We start from the raw sequence: 15,719 nt of genomic DNA, 5'->3' as shown, positions 1-15,719 counted from the left end.
CTTCGTCTTGCAGGCCCTTGTGTCCTGCCCGGCAAAGCCGGTCTCCGCCGGCTGGCGGAACCTGAGTGAGAGGCGTTCTACCTCATTCCGGTGGTGCTGACAATTCGACCAGCAACTGTTCCAGGCGCCGCCGCAGCTGGCCCAGCTCGCGGGAGCGGAAGGCGTGGCGGGTGCGCTCCAGGGTCGCCACCGCGTCGCTGAGCGCGGCCTGTACGCGGCCGTCCGTGCCGAGCCCGGCGTCGTCCAGCCAGCGGCACAGGGGCGCACGGCTGCAGTCGTGCGGGTCGACGATGACTTCGCAGTCGCCGCAGAGGCCGCGCAGGTTGCTGGCCAGTACGGGGTCGCTGCAGACGATGCGGGCGGGTGGGCAGGGCATGGCGATCCCGGGATGGAGGTTGGGTGAAGGCTACCTTACGGGCGGGGTGGCAGATGGCCATTGATCCGGATCAAGCCCGGCGCCGCCGTCCGTCGGCTCAACCGTCGCGCAGCACCTTGCGCTCGGCATCGTCGGCGGAGAAGCCGCGCTCGAGCTTGAAGCGCAGGCCGAGGTCGGTACGCGAGTCGGCGAACTTGAGCGCGTCGGCCAGCGTCACGCTGCCCTGTTCGAGCAGGTTGAACAGGTGCTGGTCGAAGGTCTGCAGGCCCTGCTCGGCGGCGCGGGCGATGGCCTCGCGCAGCTGGTCCAGCTCGTCGCGCTGGATCAGGTCGCGGATGTAGGGCGTGCCGAGCATCACCTCCACGGCCGCCACGCGCTTCTGCTTCAGCCCGGGCACCAGGCGCTGGCCGATCACCGCGAGCAGGTTGTGGGCGATGTCGGCCAGCACCTGCTTGCGCGCCTCGTCGGGGAAGAAGCGCACGATGCGCTCCATGGCGTGGCTGCTGCTGGTGGCGTGCAGGGTGGCGATGCACAGGTGGCCGGTCTCTGCGTAGTGCAGGGCGTGCTGCATGGTGGCGGCGTCGCGGATTTCGCCGAGCATGATCACGTCCGGCGACTCGCGCAGCACGTTGCGCAGGGCGTCGTCGAAGCTGCGCGTGTCCAGGCCGACCTCGCGTTGGTCGATGATCGACTTGTGGTGCTGGTGGAGGAACTCGATGGGGTCCTCGATGCAGACGATGTGCCCGCCGCGGTGGCGGTTGCGGAAGTCGAGCATCGCCGCCAGTGTGGTGGACTTGCCGGAGCCGGCGGCGCCGATCACCAGGATCAGGCCGCGGTCCTGCATCGACAGCTTCTCCAGCAGGCGGGGCAGGCCGAGGGCCTCGAAGCCCGGGATCTGGCTGCGGATCAGCCGCACCACCATCGCCACCTCGCCGCGCTGGTAGTAGACGTTGACCCGGAAGCGGCCGGTGCCCGGCAGGCTCACCGCCAGGTTCTGCTCCAGGTCGCGCTCGAACTCCACCGCCTGCTTCTGGCTCATCAGCTGGTAGGCCATGCGCTGCACGTCGCCGGCCACCAGCACCCGCTCGTCGAACGGCTGGCTGTGGCCGTCCACCTTGGCGTGGGCCGGCGCGCCGACGCTGAGGAACAGGTCGGAGGCGTCGCACGCCTGCATGCGCTGCAGGTAGTCGAAGATGTCCAGGGTATCGGGCGTGTTCTCGTGCATGGGCAGGTCCGGGGAAAAAAGGCTGACGCAAGGATAGTCGCGCTGTCGCGCGGCGGGCTGAGCGAGATCAATCCCGACGGCTCCGCCGGCCAAGCCAGTCGGGCTCTGGTACGCTAGCCCGACCATGCTCAGCCTCTATCACGCCCCCGACCTGGAAACCCTCGGCCTGCTCGCCTGCCGCCTGCTCGCCCAGCCGCAGGCGGACGTGCTGGCGCCGGCGCGGGTGGTGGTGCCGAGCCAGGGCATCGGCCGCTGGCTGACCCTGCAGCTGGCCCGCGAGCAGGGCATCGCCATGCACCTGGACGTGCAACTGCCGTCCAGTTTCGTCTGGGGGCTGGCGCGGCAGGTGTTCGGCACGCTGCCGGAGCAGTCCGCCTTCAACCCGCAGGCGATGACCTGGCGCCTCTACGACTGGCTCTGCGAGCCGGCCAACCTGGCCCGCGCCGAGCGCCTGGGGCGCTACCTGGAAGGCGGCGACGAGCGCCGCCGCCTGGCCCTGGCGGCGAAGATCGCCGACGTGTTCGACCAGTACCTGCTGTACCGCGACGACTGGCTGGCCGCCTGGGAGCGCGGCGAGCTGTGCGACCTGGGCGCGGACGAGGCCTGGCAGGCGCTGCTCTGGCAGGAGCTGACCCGGGACGGCCACCCGCACCGCGCGCGCCTGCTCGGCGAGCTGCTGGCGCGGCTGCACGGCGCCGCGTCCCTCGACGGCCTGCCGGAGCGCCTGCTGGTGTTCGGCATCAGCTCGCTGCCGCCGCACCATCTGCGGGTGCTGGAGGGCCTGGCGCGGCACACCGAGGTGGTGATCTGCGCCCTCAACCCGTGCCGCGAAGCCTGGGGCGAGATCCGCGACGTGCGTGAGCTGGCGCAGCAACCGGAGTCCGGCCTTGATGATTGGTATCTCGATGTCGGCCACCCGCTGCTGGCCAGCCTGGGCAAGCAGGGTCGCGACTTCTTCGACAGCCTGTTCGGCCTGATCGCCGAGGAACACGGCATCTACCCCCAGGACGCGGAGCTGGCCGACGACAGCCTGCTGCACGCCCTGCAGCAGGACATCCTGCGCCTGCGCACCCGCGCGCCGGGCGAGCGCCTGCCACTGCGCGACGACGACCGCTCGCTGGAGCTGCACATCGCCCATTCGCCGCTGCGCGAGGTGGAGATACTCCACGACCAGTTGCTGGCGCGCTTCGCCGCCGACCCGACCCTGAGCCCCGACCAGGTGGTGGTGCTCACCCCGGACATCGAGCGCTACGCCCCCTACATCGAGGCGGTGTTCGCCACCACCACGGGCGGGCGCGGGCGGGTGGGCGCGCCGTACATTCCCTACAGCCTGGCCGACCGCAGCCTGCGCGCCGAAACGCCGCTGATCGAGGCCTTCCTCGGCCTGCTCGGCCTGCCCGAGAGCCGCTTCGCCGCCGAAGAGGTGCTGGCCTGGCTGGAACAGCCGGCCATCGCCCGCCGCGCCGGCATCGAGAGCGAGGACCTGCCGCTGCTGCGCGACTGGCTGCGCCAGGCCGGCGTGCGCTGGGGGCGCGACGGCGAGCATCGCGCGCGGCTGGACCTGCCGGCCGAGGATGCCTTCACCTGGCGCCAGGGTCTGGACCGCCTGCTGCTCGGCTTCGCCGCGCCACCGCAGCTGGCCGGCGCGGGTGTCCCGCTGCTCGGCGACAGCCTGCCGCTGGACGCCTTGGAAGGCGCCCGCGCCCAACTGCTCGGCCGCCTGTGCGCCTTCGTCGACCAGCTGGCGCGGCTGGCCGAGGGCCTGCAGCGGCCGCGCCCGCTGGCCGACTGGGCGCTGGACCTGCAAGGGATGATCGACGCGCTGTTCGACGAGCGCGAATCCGGCGACACCCTGCTCCTGCTCAGCCAGGCCTGTGCCGCTCTGGGGCGGCAGGCCCAGAACGCGGGCATCGGGCGGCCGCTGGAACTGGCCCTGGTGCGTCAGCAGCTCGGCGCGGCGCTGGAGAGTGGCGGCGGCGCCTCAGGCTTTCTCACCGGCGCGGTGACCTTCTGCACCATGGTGCCGATGCGCAGCCTGCCGTTCCGCCTGGTCTGCCTGCTCGGCCTGGACGACGGCGCCCTGCCGCGGCGCACGCCGGTCGCCGGCTTCGACCTGATCGCCCGCCGCCCGCGCCGTGGCGACCGCGCGCGGCGGCTGGACGACCGCTACCTGTTCCTGGAAACCCTGCTCAGTGCCCGCGACGGCCTTTACCTCAGCTATGTCGGCCGCGACCCGCGGGACAACGCCGAGCTGCCGCCCTCGGTGCTGGTCAGCGAACTGCTGGAGGCAGTGGACCTCACCGCGGCGTTTCCCTGTGGGAGCGGCCTCGGCCGCGATCCGGATTGCGCAGAAGCTTCGCGGCCAAGGCCGCTCCCACGGGAGCAGAAGGCGAGTGCCGCAATCACCGTCGAGCACCCGCTGCAACCGTTCGCCCCCGGCAACTTCGAGGCCGCCGGTGGCCGCCGGGGCTTCTCGCCCGCCTGGTTCCGCGCGGCCCAGCGCCTCGCCGAGGTGCCGGCGTTCGACCCGCCGCCCTTCGTCGCGCGCCTGCCCGAGCCGGACGACGACTGGCGGATGATCGAGCCCAGCCAGCTGCTGCAGTGCTTCCGTCACCCGGCGCGCTTCCTGCTGGAACAGCGCCTGGGCCTGCGCCTCGCTGACGCCGACGAGGCCATCGCCGGCGACGAGCCCTTCGTCCTGGAAGGCCCCGCGAAGCGCGGCCTGCGCCAGCTGGCGCTGCAGGCGGTGGAGCGCGGCTGGTCGGAGGAGCAGGAGCGGCGCATCGCCCGCGCCGCCGGCTGGCTGCCGCCGGGCGAGCTGGGGCACGCCCTGTGGGGCAAGATGCGCGGCCCGGTGCGCGCCTTCGCCCCGCGCCTGTTCGAGGCCCGCCCGCTGGAGGCGCCGCAGCCGCTGCTGGTGGATGTCGAACTGGCCGGCGTGCGCGTCCACGGCTGGCTGGACGGCGTGACCGCCCACGGCCTGTTCGACTGGCGCCTGGGCGCGCCCGGTGCCTGGGACCTGCCCGGCTTCTGGCTGCGCCACCTGCTGCTGAACCTCGGCGCCACCCCGGACATCGCCCGCGAGAGCCTGCTGGTCTCGCCGGGCGGCGACTGGCGGCTCGGCCCGCAGCCGGAGGCGCGCGAGCTGCTCGAACCCTGGCTGGCCGCCTACCGCGAGGCCCTGTGTACGCCGCTGCCCTTCATCACCCGCAGCAGCTACGAATTCGCCCGCGCCCTGTGCACGCCCAGCGCCAGGAGCCGCAAGGAACCGCGCGACGCCGCCCGCGACAACGCCCGCGCCGCCTGGCTCGGCGCCGAGTTCAGCCCGCTGGCCGGCGAATGCGAGGACCCCTGGTACGCCCTGGCCTTCCGCGAGCGCGACCCGCTCGGCGAGCGCTTCGAGCAGCTTGCCGAACAACTGCTCGGGCCGGCGCTGAAGGCGCTGGCGACAGGCGAGGGGGACGGCGAATGAACGGCCTCGACCTGCACGACTCGCCCTTCGCCGGCCGCTCGCTGATCGAGGCCAGCGCCGGCACCGGCAAGACCTGGACCCTGACCGCCCTGTACGCGCGCCTGCTGCTGGAGCGGCAGCTGTCGGTCGGGCAGATTCTGGTGGTCACCTACACCACCGCCGCCACCGCCGAGCTGCGCGAGCGCATCCGCGCGCGCCTGGCCGAGCTGCTGGCGCTGTACGAGGGTGGCGCCAGCGACGACGCCTTCCTGATCGAACTGCACCGCCGTCACCCGGACGAAGCGTCGCGGCGGCGCCTGCTGCTGGCCGTGCATGGCTTCGACGAGGCGGCCATCTTCACCATCCACGGCTTCTGCCAGCGCGCCCTGCAGGACTCGGCCTTCGAGGCCGGCGGCGACTTCGACGCCGAGCTGACCCAGGACGACCGCGAGGTGCTCGACGCCCTGCTCGGCGACGCCTGGCGCCACGTGCTGGCCGAGGCCGATCCGGCCTGGGCGCGCTTCCTCGCCAGGGCCAGGATCACCCCGGCGATCCTGCGCCAGGCCCTGCGCGGCCACCTGGGCAAGCCCTACCTGCGGGTCGAGCCGAGGGACACGGGCGCCGGCGCCGAACTGGGCGCCGCCAGCGATGCCTGGCAGCGCGCGGCCGAGCTGTGGCGCGACGCGGGCCATGCCTGGGTGGAGACCCTGGTCGAGCACGGCGGCCTCAGCCAGAGCACCCACAAGACGGCCAAGCTGCCGCTGTGGTCGGCCGAGCTGGACGCCTACTTCGCCGACCCGGCGGCGCTGTTCGACGCGCCGGACGGCCTGGCCAAGCTGGGCGCGGCGGCGCTGGCCAAGGCCTGCAAGAAAGGCTACGACGCACCGCAATGCGAACTGGCCGAGGCCCTGGACGCGCTGGCCGAGGCGCTGGCCGCCGCCGGCCCGGCGGGGCGGCGGAAGCTGGTCGCCCTGCAGGTGGAGCTGCTCGACCGGCTCAACGTCGAGCTGCCCCGGCGCAAGGCGGCCCAGCGCCTGCTGGCCTTCGACGACCTGCTCAACCGCCTGCACGAGGCGCTGCAAGGCCCGGCCGGCGAAGACCTGGCCGCGCGCCTGCGCGAGCAGTACCCGCTGGCGCTGATCGACGAATTCCAGGACACCGACCCGATCCAGTACGCGATCTTCGACCGCATCTACCCGAAAATGGCGGGCGTAGCGAGCGGCTTGCCTGGCGACCTGTGCTTCGTCGGTGACCCGAAGCAGGCCATCTATGCCTTCCGCGGCGCCGACCTCGCCACCTACCTCAAGGCCCGGGGCGACGCCGACCGGCAGTACGACCTACCCTACAACTACCGCTCCACGGCCGAGCTGATCGCCGCGCTGAACCTGCTGTTCGCCCGCCCGCAGCCGTTCGCCGAGGAAGGCCTCGACTACCCGCCGGTCAGCGCCGGCCGCAAGGCCCGCGCGCGGCTGGTGCTGCCCGCGCGGGAGGGCACCTCGCCGCTGGGCCTGGTCTGGCTCGGCGACGAGCCGCTGACCAAGGGCCGCGCCGGCGAACTGGCCGCGGTGGACAGCGCCAGGCGCATCGCCGCGCTGCTTGCCGCCAGCGTGCGAAACGAGGCCTATTTCGAAGAAGATGGTGACAAAAGGCCGCTGAAAGGCGGCGATATCGCGGTGCTGGTCAGCAATCACCGCGAGGCCGCCAACGTCGCCGCCGAGCTGGCCGCCCGTGGCGTGCCCAGCGTGCGGCGGGGGCGCGACAGCGTGTGGCACAGCGAGGAGGCCGGCGAGCTGGCGGCGGTGCTGGCCGCCTACGCCGAACCGGGCCGCGAGGGTGTGCTGCGCTACGCCCTGGCGACCCGCCTGCTGGGGCGCGACGCCGCGCAGATCGCCCGCTGCCAGGACGACGAACGCGCCTGGGACGAGGAGCGCGCCGCCGCCGAGCAGTACCACCAGCTGTGGCAGCAGCACGGCTTCATGCGGGTGTTCAGGGCCTGGCTGGACCAGGAGCGGGTGGCCGAGCGCCTGCTGGCCAGCCTCGATGGCGAGCGCCGGCTGACCAACCTGCTGCACCTGGCCGAATTGCTCCAGGCGGAGAGCCTGCAGCGCCCCGGGCTGGAGGCGCTGCTCGCCTGGTTCGAGGGCCAGCGCGGCAGCGAGGGCCTCGGCGAGGACGCCCTGCTGCGCCTGGAAAGCGATGCCGAGCGGGTGCAGATCGTCACCATCCATACCTCCAAGGGCCTGGAATACCCACTGGTGTTCTGCCCCTTCCTGTGGGACGGCCGCCTGCTCGGCCAGCACACCGACAGCGCCCGCTGCCACGACGAGGACGGCCAGCCGCTGCTCGACCTGGGCAGCGAGCGTCTGGACGAGCGCCTGCAGGCCGCGCGGCGCGAGACCTTCGCCGAGAAGCTGCGCCTGACCTACGTGGCCCTGACCCGCGCCCGTGACCGCCTGTGGCTGCACTGGGGCCCGGCCGCGCTGCCCAGGCCGAAGAAGGACGGCTCGCTGGCGGACGAGGGCCTGCACAGCAGCGCCCTGGCCTGGCTGCTGCACGGCCGGGAACTGGCGGGGGCCGACGCCCTGGGCGAACTGGCGGCGCACCTCGCCGGCGGCGAAGGCCCGGCGCTGGCCGCCGAGCTGGACGCCCTGGCGGGGAGCAGCGACGGCCTGATCGCCCGCCTGCCGCTGCTGGCGGACGAGGCCAGCGCCACTGGCGAGCGCCGCGCCGAGCCGCCCCAGGCGTTGCAGCACTTCGCCCGCAGCCTGCACAGCGCCTGGCGCATCGGCAGCTTTTCCGGCCTGGCCGCCGGCATGCACATGGAGGCGCCGGACCGCGACAGCCTGGCCATGCCGGCCGCCAGCGAGCCCGGCGTCGGCTTCTTCGCCTTCCCCCGTGGCGCCCGCGCCGGCACCTGCCTGCACGCCATCCTCGAAGACTGGGTGCGCGGCAAGGGCAGCCTGGAGCAGCTGGTGCCGGCCGCCCTGCAGGACCACGGCATCGACGCGGCGACCTGGGCCGAGATCGCCATCGCGCAGCTGCAACGGGTGCTGGACTGCGACCTGGACGGCCGGGGCATGCGCCTGGCCGCCCTCGACCCGGCCCGGCGGCTGCCGGAGCTGGGCTTCACCTTCCCGGTGCAGCACCTCGACGTGGAGCGCCTGCGCGCCCTGCTCGCCGACCCGGCCCACGGCCTGCCGCCGGCCATGCGCCTGGCCGCCGAGCGCCTGCAGTTCGACGAGCTGCGCGGCTTCCTCAAGGGCTTCATCGACCTGACCTTCGAGCACGACGGGCGCTGGTACATCCTCGACTACAAGTCCAACTGGCTCGGCCCGAGCGTCGCCCACTACACCCCCGAACGCCTGGAGCAGGCCATCGCCGGCGAGCACTACTACCTGCAGTACCTGATCTACCTGGTGGCGCTGCGCCGCTTCCTGCGCAGTCGCCTGGCCGGCTTCGCCGACGATCGGCTGGGTGGCGCCCTCTACCTGTTCCTGCGCGGCATGCCGGAGGCCGGCGTGTACTTCGCGCAGCCCTCCGGCGCGCTGCTGGATGCGCTGGATGGTCTGTTCGCGGAGGATATATGAGCCAGGTGGGAGCGGCCTTGGCCGCGATCCGGCATGCACGGGAGCATCGCGGCCAAGGCCGCTCCCACCGCAAGGGGCGTCACCGATGACCCTGCATGACTTGCCCCTCGGCCCGCTGGAGCGCGCGCTGCTCGACAGCCTGCGCCGCCTGGAGCCGCAGGCGGACGAGGCCGTGCTGGCCTGCGCCGCCCTGTGCTGCGAGGCGCTGGCCGGCGGCGACGTGTGTCTGCCGCTGGCACGGGTGGCCGGCCGCCGGCCCTGGCCGGAGTTCGACTTCGCGCTGCCGGCGCTGGGCGAATTGCGTGCCCGTCTGCAGGGCTCCGCGCTGGTGGCCGGGCCGGGTGCGTTCGCCCCGTTGATCCTGGAGGGCCAGCGCCTGTACCTGGCGCGCTACCAGGCCTACGAGCAGCAGCTGGCCGAGCGGCTGCTGGCCCGCGCCGCCGACCGGCCCGGGGTGGACGAGGCGGCGCTGTCCGCCAGCCTGGTGCGGCTGTTCGCCTTCAACCAACAGCAGCCGGACTGGCAGCGCCTGGCCGCGGCCCAGGCCGTGCGCCGGCGCCTGGCGGTGATCTCCGGCGGCCCCGGCACCGGCAAGACCACCACCGTGGTGCGCCTGCTGGCGGCGTTGCTGGAGCAGCCCGGCGGCGACAGGCTCGCCATCGGCCTGGCGGCGCCCACCGGCAAGGCCGCCGCGCGCATGGCCGAGGCCATCCGCAACGCCAAGGCCGACCTGCCCCTGGCTGACCCGCTCAAGGCGCTGCTGCCGGAGGAGGCGCGCACCCTGCACCGCCTGCTCGGCAGCCGTGGCGACAGCCCGGCCGTGCGCCACGACGCGGCACGGCCACTGGCGCTGGACGTGCTGGTGGTGGACGAGGCGTCGATGGTCGACCTGGCGCTGATGGCCAAGCTGGTCGACGCCCTGCCGCCCCAGGCGCGACTGATCCTGCTGGGCGACAAGGACCAGCTGGCGGCGGTGGAGGCCGGCGCGGTGTTCGCCGAGCTGTGCGAGGGGCGCGGTTTCGACGCCGCGGCGGCGGCCGAGCTGCGCCGCATCACCGGCCAGGACGTACCGGTCGAGGCGCCGCGCTCGGCGCTGGGCGATGCCGTGGTGCTGCTCAGCCACAGCCACCGCTTCGCCGCCGACAGCGGTATCGGCGAGCTGGCGCGGCGGATCAACGCGGGCGACGCCACCGGCACCCTGGACCTGCTGCGCGAGGGCCGCGCCGACCTGGCCTGGCGGGCCGAGCCGGAACAGGCCGAGCTGCTGGATCGCCTGGAGCAGGGCTACCGGCCCTACCTGCAGGCGGCGCGCCAGGGCGACCCGGCCGCGGCCTTCGCCGCCTTCAACGCCTTCCGCGCGCTCACCGCCCAGCGCGAGGGGCCGTGGGGCGTGAGCGGCCTGAACGAGGCGCTGGAAGCGCGGATCAAGCGCCGCTGGTCATTGCCCGAGCGCGAGCGCTGGTATCCCGGCCGCGCGGTGATGGTGCGGCAGAACGACTACGCCCTCGGCCTGTTCAACGGCGATATCGGCATCTGCCTGGCGTCCGAGTACGGGCTGCGTGTGCATTTCGAGAGCGAGGACGGTTTCCGCGCCTTCGCTCCCGCGCGCCTGCCCAGCCACGACAGCGCCTTCGCCATGACCGTGCACAAGAGCCAGGGCTCGGAGTTCGCCGAGGTGCTGCTGGTCCTGCCGGAAGGCCCCAGCCCGCTGCTGACCCGCGCGCTGTTCTACACTGGCATCACCCGGGCCAAGCGCAAGGTGGAAATCTGGGGCCTGGCGGCGCGCCTCTGCGACGCGGTGAACACCCGCGCCGAGCGGGCGGCCGGGCTGGCCGAGCGGCTGGGCGTCAGCGCCGCCGAACCCGAGCGCCCGGTGGAGACGCCGATGGCCGGGCCACCGGGCCAGCTGGATCTCTTCTAGGGATTCAGTCTTCCTCGAACTCATCGGCGGCCAGCGTGCACTCCAGTTCGAGCAGGCTGCGCGAGTCATTGCTCCATTCGGCCAGCACTTGGCGGATGGCGTCCTCGTCGGGGCCGGCGATGGCCACCAGGCGCTCGTTGCCGGGCTCCGGCGGGCTCGCCGCCGGTGCGTCGTGGTGCTCGTGGGGCGTGCCCTCGGAGCATTGCTTGCAGAGGATGTACACCGAGCGCGACCAGTCCTCGACGGCGATCCGCCGCTCCTCCAGCAGGGTGATCAGTGCCTCGACGTCGGCCTGGTCGCCGACCCGCAGCCTGGCCTCGTAGGTGCTGTCGGCGGAGGGCTCGAACAGCTCCAGCGCATTGAACACCGGGTACTGCCGGCCTTCGTGTTCACGGTGGCCGACGGCCGCGCCGTCGTGCAGGAAGACGTCACCGTGGCAGGCGCCGGATTCGGCGTAGGGGATGTTGATCAGGCGCGCCCGCACCGGGTCGATGCGCCGGGCCCAGACCACTTCGGACTTCTCGTCCGGGTTGAGGCGCACGGGCGTCATGCCGAAGTCGGCCTCGATCGGCGTGTCGCCCGCCTCGATCTTCAGGCCCAGGCGCTGCCAGACCTCGCGCGCGGTGCGCCAGTCGCGCAGGGCGGTGGCGGCGATGGCCAGGTTCCAGTTGCTCGCCTCGTCCTGCGGGTCTAGCTCCACGGCCAGGCGGTTGTGCTTGAGCGACTCGGCCCACTCGCGCCGGTACTTGTGGATCAGGCCGATGTTGTAGTGGGTGCTCGGCCGGGACCAGTCCAGTTCCAGGGCGCGGTGGTAGGTCTGCAGCGCGAGGTCTTCGTCGCCTTCGTCGTGCAGGTTCATCGCCTGCTGGTGCAGCAGTTCGGCAAGGTCCTGATCGGCCATGTTCAGCTCCATGGAATGCGGCGCTCTTGCAGGGTTCTGTCAATCGGCCTAGGATGCGCGCCTTCTTCCCTCAACCGACAGCAAAGGAGGCACATCATGCAACAGCTGATCACCCTTTGCAGGTCGCGTCTGGTCTGATTCCCTCCGCCGCCTTCCGCTGCGGCGCGCTTCACCCGGCCCGGTCCTGCCACTCCCAACCTTTTCGTTTCAACCCATAGGGATTGGACCATGGGCAATTGCATCCGCAATCTGTCCGACGGCGTCGTATTGATCGCCGCGGACGACACCTGGATCGAAGGCAAAGCGATCCAGCAACTCGAAACCACCGCTCGCCTGCCGGGCATGCAACGGGTGGCCGGCATGCCGGACCTGCACCCGGGGCGCGGCTACCCGGTCGGCGCGGCGTTCTTTTCCACCGGCCGGCTGTATCCGGCGCTGGTCGGCAACGACATCGGCTGCGGCATGGCGCTGTGGCGCACCGACATGCCGACGGCAAGGCTGCACCTGGACAAGCTGGAGAAGCGCCTGGGCAACCTCGACGCGCCGCTCGGCGAGGACTGGGCGGAGGCGGTCGCCGCCTTCGGCCTGCCGGCCTGCGGCCACGAGCGCTCGCTGGGCACCATCGGTGGCGGCAACCACTTCGCCGAGCTGCAGCAGCTCGACCAGAGCTACGACGACGCGGCGCTGGAGCGCCTCGGCCTCTGCCGCAAGCGCCTGCTCCTGCTGGTGCACAGCGGCTCGCGCGGCCTGGGCGAGGCGATCCTGCGCGAGCAGGTCGACCTGTTCAGTCATGCCGGGCTGGAAGCGGGCGGCGAGGCGTGCGCGCACTACCTCGCCCGGCACGACGGCGCCCTGCGCTTCGCCGAGGCCAACCGCCAGCTGATCGCCCGGCGCATGCTGGAGCGCCTGCGCGCCGACGGCGAGGCCGTGCTGGACGTCAACCACAACCTGGTGTCGCCGGCCCGCATCGACGGGCGTGACGGCTGGCTGCACCGCAAGGGCGCCACGCCGGCGGACCAGGGGGTGATGGTGATCCCCGGCTCGCGCGGCGATTTCAGCTACCTGGTCGAGCCCGTCGCCGACGAGCGCAGCCTGCTGTCCCTGGCCCACGGCGCCGGGCGCAAGTGGATGCGCAGCGAGTGCAAGGACCGTCTGGCGCCGCGCTACAGCGTCGAGCAGCTGGCCCGCACCGCGCTGGGCAGCCGGGTGATCTGCGCCGACCGCGCGCTGATCTACGAGGAGGCGCCGGAGGCCTACAAGGCCATCGACTCGGTGGTCGGCGCCCTGCGCGACGCCGGCCTGGTCCGGGTGCTGGCGCGGCTGAAGCCGGTGCTGACCTACAAGACGCGGGGAGGGTGCTGCTGATGATCCTCCTGCAATTGTCGGCCGGCCAGGGCCCGGAAGAATGCGCGCTGGCGGTGGCCAAGGCCGTGCGGCGGCTGGCGCTGGAGGCCGAGGCCGCGCGGGTCGAACTGCGCGTGCTGGAAGAGGAGGGCGGCGCAGCACGCGGCACCCTGCGCTCGGCGCTGGTGGCCCTGCAGGGCGACGGCGCCGAGGCGCTGGCGGAGGCCTGGAGCGGTTCGCTGCTGTGGATCTGCGCCAGCCCCTACCGGCCGAACCACGGGCGCAAGAACTGGTTCTTCGGCGGCACGCGCTTCGCCGCGCCGGCCGTAGGCCTGGAGAGCGAGATCCGCTTCGAGACGCTGCGCTCCTCGGGGCCCGGCGGCCAGCACGTCAACACCACCGACTCGGCGGTGCGCGCCACCCACCTGGCCAGCGGCATCAGCGTCAAGGTGCAGAGCGAGCGCAGCCAGCACGCCAACAAGCGCCTGGCCCTGCTGCTGATCGCCCGGCGCCTGGCCGAGCGTGCCGAGCAGGCCGACGACCGCCTGCGCGCCGAACGGCGTCTGCGGCACCACCGGCTGGAGCGGGGCAACCCGCGGCGCACCTTCCGCGGCGAACGCTTCGTCGAGTAGGCAAGGAAAGGCTATGTCCCCGTTGGGATGTTGTAGTGCCCTGAACCCTTCTGGATCCCCGCCTGCGCGAGGATGACGGTTTCGGAAGAAACTCCACCCCTACCTCGTCATTCCCGCGCAGGCGGGAATCCAGGGGCAGGCAGCTACCGCGTTCAGATAGAGGGGGCTGGCCGCGCAACACGTAACAGGGACATAGCTAAGAAAAAAGCCATATCGCCGTTACGTGTTGCACTCCCTGTGGGAGCGGCTGGGCGGCATTCCGATTGGCCGCGAAATTCGCGGCTGAAACGGTTCGCCGCCCGCCCTTGCCTGCAAGGCAGGGTCGGTACAACAACGGGTAACGGGACATCCAAGAAAAAACGGGGCCATTCGGCCCCGTTTCCTTGTCCACACTCCGGCTTACTCGCCCGGAATGTCCTTGCGCAGCTTGACCGGGTCTTCCTTGCGGCCGCGCAGTACGCGCATGCGGATGTTGAGGGCTTCCACGCCCAGCGAGAAGGCCATGGCGAAGTAGACGTAGCCCTTCGGCACATGCACCTCGAAGGCTTCGGCGATCAGCACCGTGCCGACCACCACCAGGAAGGCCAGGGCCAGCATCTTCAGCGACGGGTGCTTGTCGATGAAGTCGCTGATGGTGCCGGCGGCCAGCATCATCACCAGCACGGCGACGATGATCGCGGCGACCATCACCGGCACGTGAGAGACCATGCCGACGGCGGTGATCACCGAGTCCAGGCTGAACACGATGTCGATGATGGCGATCTGGATGATGGTGCCGATGAAGTTGCGCGCGGCGCCGTTGGGCTGCTGCTCGGCCTCGTCCTCGCCTTCCAGGCCGTGGTACATCTCGGTGGTGCTCTTCCAGAGCAGGAACAGGCCGCCGAAGAACAGGATCAGGTCGCGCCCGGAGATGCCCTGGCCGAACAGGTGGAACAGGTCGTTGGTGAGCTGCATGATCCAGGTGATCGACAGCAGCAGGGCGATGCGGGTGACCATCGCCAGGGCCAGGCCGAAGAAGCGGGTGCGCGCCTGCAGGTGCGGCGGCATGCGCCCGACCAGGATGGCGATCATGATGATGTTGTCGATGCCGAGGACGATTTCCAGGGCCGTCAGGGTGAGAAAGGCAACCCAGATTTCCGGGTTGGTCAGCCATTCCATTATGAATTCCTTTGTGCGGATGTTCGGAGGCCACGCGGGGCGCGCGCGATTCTATCCGGCTTTGCGTGAAAATTCCGTCTGTGAAACCGGTCGCCGGTCGGTGTGTGGTTTACGACCGGTTGCCTCGGCATTGGTTGGTCCCGGCCGATGTGCGGTTCAGGCGAGCAGGGCGAGGACCAGCGGCAGGCTGAGGGCGGAGAGCAGGGTCTGCAGGGTGATGATGCCGGCCATCAGATGGCCGTCGCCGCCGAGCTGGCGGGTCAGCACATAGGCGGTGGGCGCGGTCGGCAGGGCGAAGAACAGCACCAGCACCGCGCTTTCCATCGCCGGGAGGTGAAGCAGGCGGGCCACCAGCAGCGCCAGCGCCGGCATGGCCAGCAGGCGCAGGGCGCAGTTCCAGGCCAGGGCCGCCTTCTCCCCGCTCAGCTCCTGCGGACGCAGCGCGGCGCCGACGCAGAGCAGGCCCAGCGGCAGGCTGGCGGCGGCCAGCAGGCCGAGCAGGCGGTCGCTGCCGCCGGGCAGGCCGATGCCCAGCAGGTTGACCAGCACGCCGGCCAGGCAGGCGAGGATCAGCGGGTTTTTCAGGATCGGCAGCAGCAGGCCGGCGACACTCACCTCGCCCCCGGCGCTCAGCGACCAGACCGACAGCACGTTCACCGCCGGCACCATCAGCGCCAGCAGCAGCGCCGCCAGCACCAGGCCGGGCTGGCCGTACAGGCTGCCGATGGCGGCCAGGCCGAGGTAGGTGTTGAAGCGCAGGAGGCCCTGGGTGAAGGCGCCGAAGCGCGCCGCCGGCCAGCCGCACAGGCGACGCATCAGCAGCAGGCCGAGCCAGCCACCGCCGAGGCCGAGCAGCACCGCCAGGGCCAGGCGCGGCAGCGCCGGGTTGTCCAGCGGTGCGCTGGCCAGGCTGCTGAACAGCAGGGCCGGGAAGAGGATGAAGTAGTTGAGCCGCTCGGCGGCCGGCCAGAAGGCTTCGCCGGGGAAGTCGCGGCGACGCAGAAAGTAGCCGCCGACGATCAGTGCGAACAGGGGCCAGAGCGATTGCAGGAGAGCGGTCACGACGACATCCGCGAGGAAAAACCCTGCCATGATGGGCAACCGCGCCCTAGAGCGCCAGGGTG

General features: G+C 71.9%; 10 protein-coding genes. 5 read left to right on the top strand and 5 right to left on the bottom strand.

Annotated features, from left to right (window positions below; genetic code table 11):
* Window positions 1–82: 82 nt before the first annotated feature.
* Window positions 83–376 carry a hypothetical protein gene (locus tag N5D30_RS19665; RefSeq protein WP_279910320.1) on the bottom strand — a complete coding sequence of 98 codons (294 nt, stop codon included), beginning with the start codon at window positions 374–376 and terminating at the stop codon, window positions 83–85.
* 97 nt (window positions 377–473) lie between these two features.
* The gene (locus N5D30_RS19660; protein ID WP_279910319.1) at window positions 474–1,601 is read right to left on the bottom strand and encodes a PilT/PilU family type 4a pilus ATPase; all 1,128 of its coding nucleotides are present in this window, start codon (window positions 1,599–1,601) and stop codon (window positions 474–476) included.
* A gap of 124 nt (window positions 1,602–1,725) precedes the next feature.
* Between N5D30_RS19660 and recC the strand changes: the two genes are divergently transcribed.
* The 3 genes from recC to recD all read left to right on the top strand — a co-directional run bounded on the left by recC (window position 1,726) and on the right by recD (window position 10,560).
* Window positions 1,726–5,073 (top strand): exodeoxyribonuclease V subunit gamma, encoded by a 3,348-nt coding sequence (gene recC / locus N5D30_RS19655; protein WP_279910318.1) that lies wholly within the window; start codon window positions 1,726–1,728, stop codon window positions 5,071–5,073.
* A complete protein-coding gene (recB, locus tag N5D30_RS19650; protein WP_279910317.1) occupies window positions 5,070–8,639 on the top strand; it encodes an exodeoxyribonuclease V subunit beta in 3,570 nt (1,189 codons plus the stop codon). The genes recC and recB overlap by 4 nt, the downstream gene beginning before the upstream one ends.
* Before the next feature lie 85 nt (window positions 8,640–8,724).
* Window positions 8,725–10,560 (top strand): exodeoxyribonuclease V subunit alpha, encoded by a 1,836-nt coding sequence (gene recD, locus N5D30_RS19645; protein WP_279910316.1) that lies wholly within the window; start codon window positions 8,725–8,727, stop codon window positions 10,558–10,560.
* Between the two features lie 4 nt (window positions 10,561–10,564).
* Here the strand turns inward: recD and N5D30_RS19640 are convergent, their stop codons facing one another.
* Complete coding sequence (locus N5D30_RS19640) at window positions 10,565–11,461, bottom strand: hypothetical protein (RefSeq protein WP_279910315.1); 897 nt, start codon at window positions 11,459–11,461, stop codon at window positions 10,565–10,567.
* A 228-nt stretch (window positions 11,462–11,689) separates the two neighbouring features.
* Between N5D30_RS19640 and N5D30_RS19635 the strand changes: the two genes are divergently transcribed.
* Together N5D30_RS19635 and prfH are read left to right on the top strand one after the other, a co-directional pair.
* Window positions 11,690–12,826 carry an RNA ligase RtcB family protein gene (locus N5D30_RS19635; protein WP_279910314.1) on the top strand — a complete coding sequence of 379 codons (1,137 nt, stop codon included), beginning with the start codon at window positions 11,690–11,692 and terminating at the stop codon, window positions 12,824–12,826.
* Window positions 12,826–13,437, top strand: coding sequence for a peptide chain release factor H (prfH, locus tag N5D30_RS19630; protein ID WP_279910313.1), 612 nt, complete (start codon window positions 12,826–12,828; stop codon window positions 13,435–13,437). The genes N5D30_RS19635 and prfH overlap by 1 nt, the downstream gene beginning before the upstream one ends.
* A 399-nt stretch (window positions 13,438–13,836) precedes the next feature.
* Here the strand turns inward: prfH and N5D30_RS19625 are convergent, their stop codons facing one another.
* Window positions 13,837–14,595 carry a TerC family protein gene (locus N5D30_RS19625; RefSeq protein ID WP_279910312.1) on the bottom strand — a complete coding sequence of 253 codons (759 nt, stop codon included), beginning with the start codon at window positions 14,593–14,595 and terminating at the stop codon, window positions 13,837–13,839.
* Window positions 14,596–14,751: 156 nt separating this feature from the next.
* Window positions 14,752–15,687, bottom strand: coding sequence for an AEC family transporter (locus N5D30_RS19620; RefSeq protein ID WP_220811174.1), 936 nt, complete (start codon window positions 15,685–15,687; stop codon window positions 14,752–14,754).
* Window positions 15,688–15,719 lie beyond the last annotated feature (32 nt).

Source organism: Pseudomonas sp. GD03875 (assembly GCF_029840585.1).
Taxonomy (GTDB): Bacteria; Pseudomonadota; Gammaproteobacteria; order Pseudomonadales; family Pseudomonadaceae; genus Aquipseudomonas; species Aquipseudomonas paralcaligenes.
This window is presented reverse-complemented; position numbering and strand designations above follow the sequence as displayed.

What these genes read in the sequence shown, in the direction of transcription:
- N5D30_RS19665 (WP_279910320.1), bottom strand. Translation starts at nt 376, where the DNA reads ATGCCCTGCCCACCCGCCCGCATCGTCTGCAGCGACCCCGTACTGGCC.
- N5D30_RS19660 (WP_279910319.1), bottom strand. Translation starts at nt 1,601, where the DNA reads ATGCACGAGAACACGCCCGATACCCTGGACATCTTCGACTACCTGCAG.
- recC (WP_279910318.1), top strand. Translation starts at nt 1,726, where the DNA reads ATGCTCAGCCTCTATCACGCCCCCGACCTGGAAACCCTCGGCCTGCTC.
- recB (WP_279910317.1), top strand. Translation starts at nt 5,070, where the DNA reads ATGAACGGCCTCGACCTGCACGACTCGCCCTTCGCCGGCCGCTCGCTG.
- recD (WP_279910316.1), top strand. Translation starts at nt 8,725, where the DNA reads ATGACCCTGCATGACTTGCCCCTCGGCCCGCTGGAGCGCGCGCTGCTC.
- N5D30_RS19640 (WP_279910315.1), bottom strand. Translation starts at nt 11,461, where the DNA reads ATGGCCGATCAGGACCTTGCCGAACTGCTGCACCAGCAGGCGATGAAC.
- N5D30_RS19635 (WP_279910314.1), top strand. Translation starts at nt 11,690, where the DNA reads ATGGGCAATTGCATCCGCAATCTGTCCGACGGCGTCGTATTGATCGCC.
- prfH (WP_279910313.1), top strand. Translation starts at nt 12,826, where the DNA reads ATGATCCTCCTGCAATTGTCGGCCGGCCAGGGCCCGGAAGAATGCGCG.
- N5D30_RS19625 (WP_279910312.1), bottom strand. Translation starts at nt 14,595, where the DNA reads ATGGAATGGCTGACCAACCCGGAAATCTGGGTTGCCTTTCTCACCCTG.
- N5D30_RS19620 (WP_220811174.1), bottom strand. Translation starts at nt 15,687, where the DNA reads ATGGCAGGGTTTTTCCTCGCGGATGTCGTCGTGACCGCTCTCCTGCAA.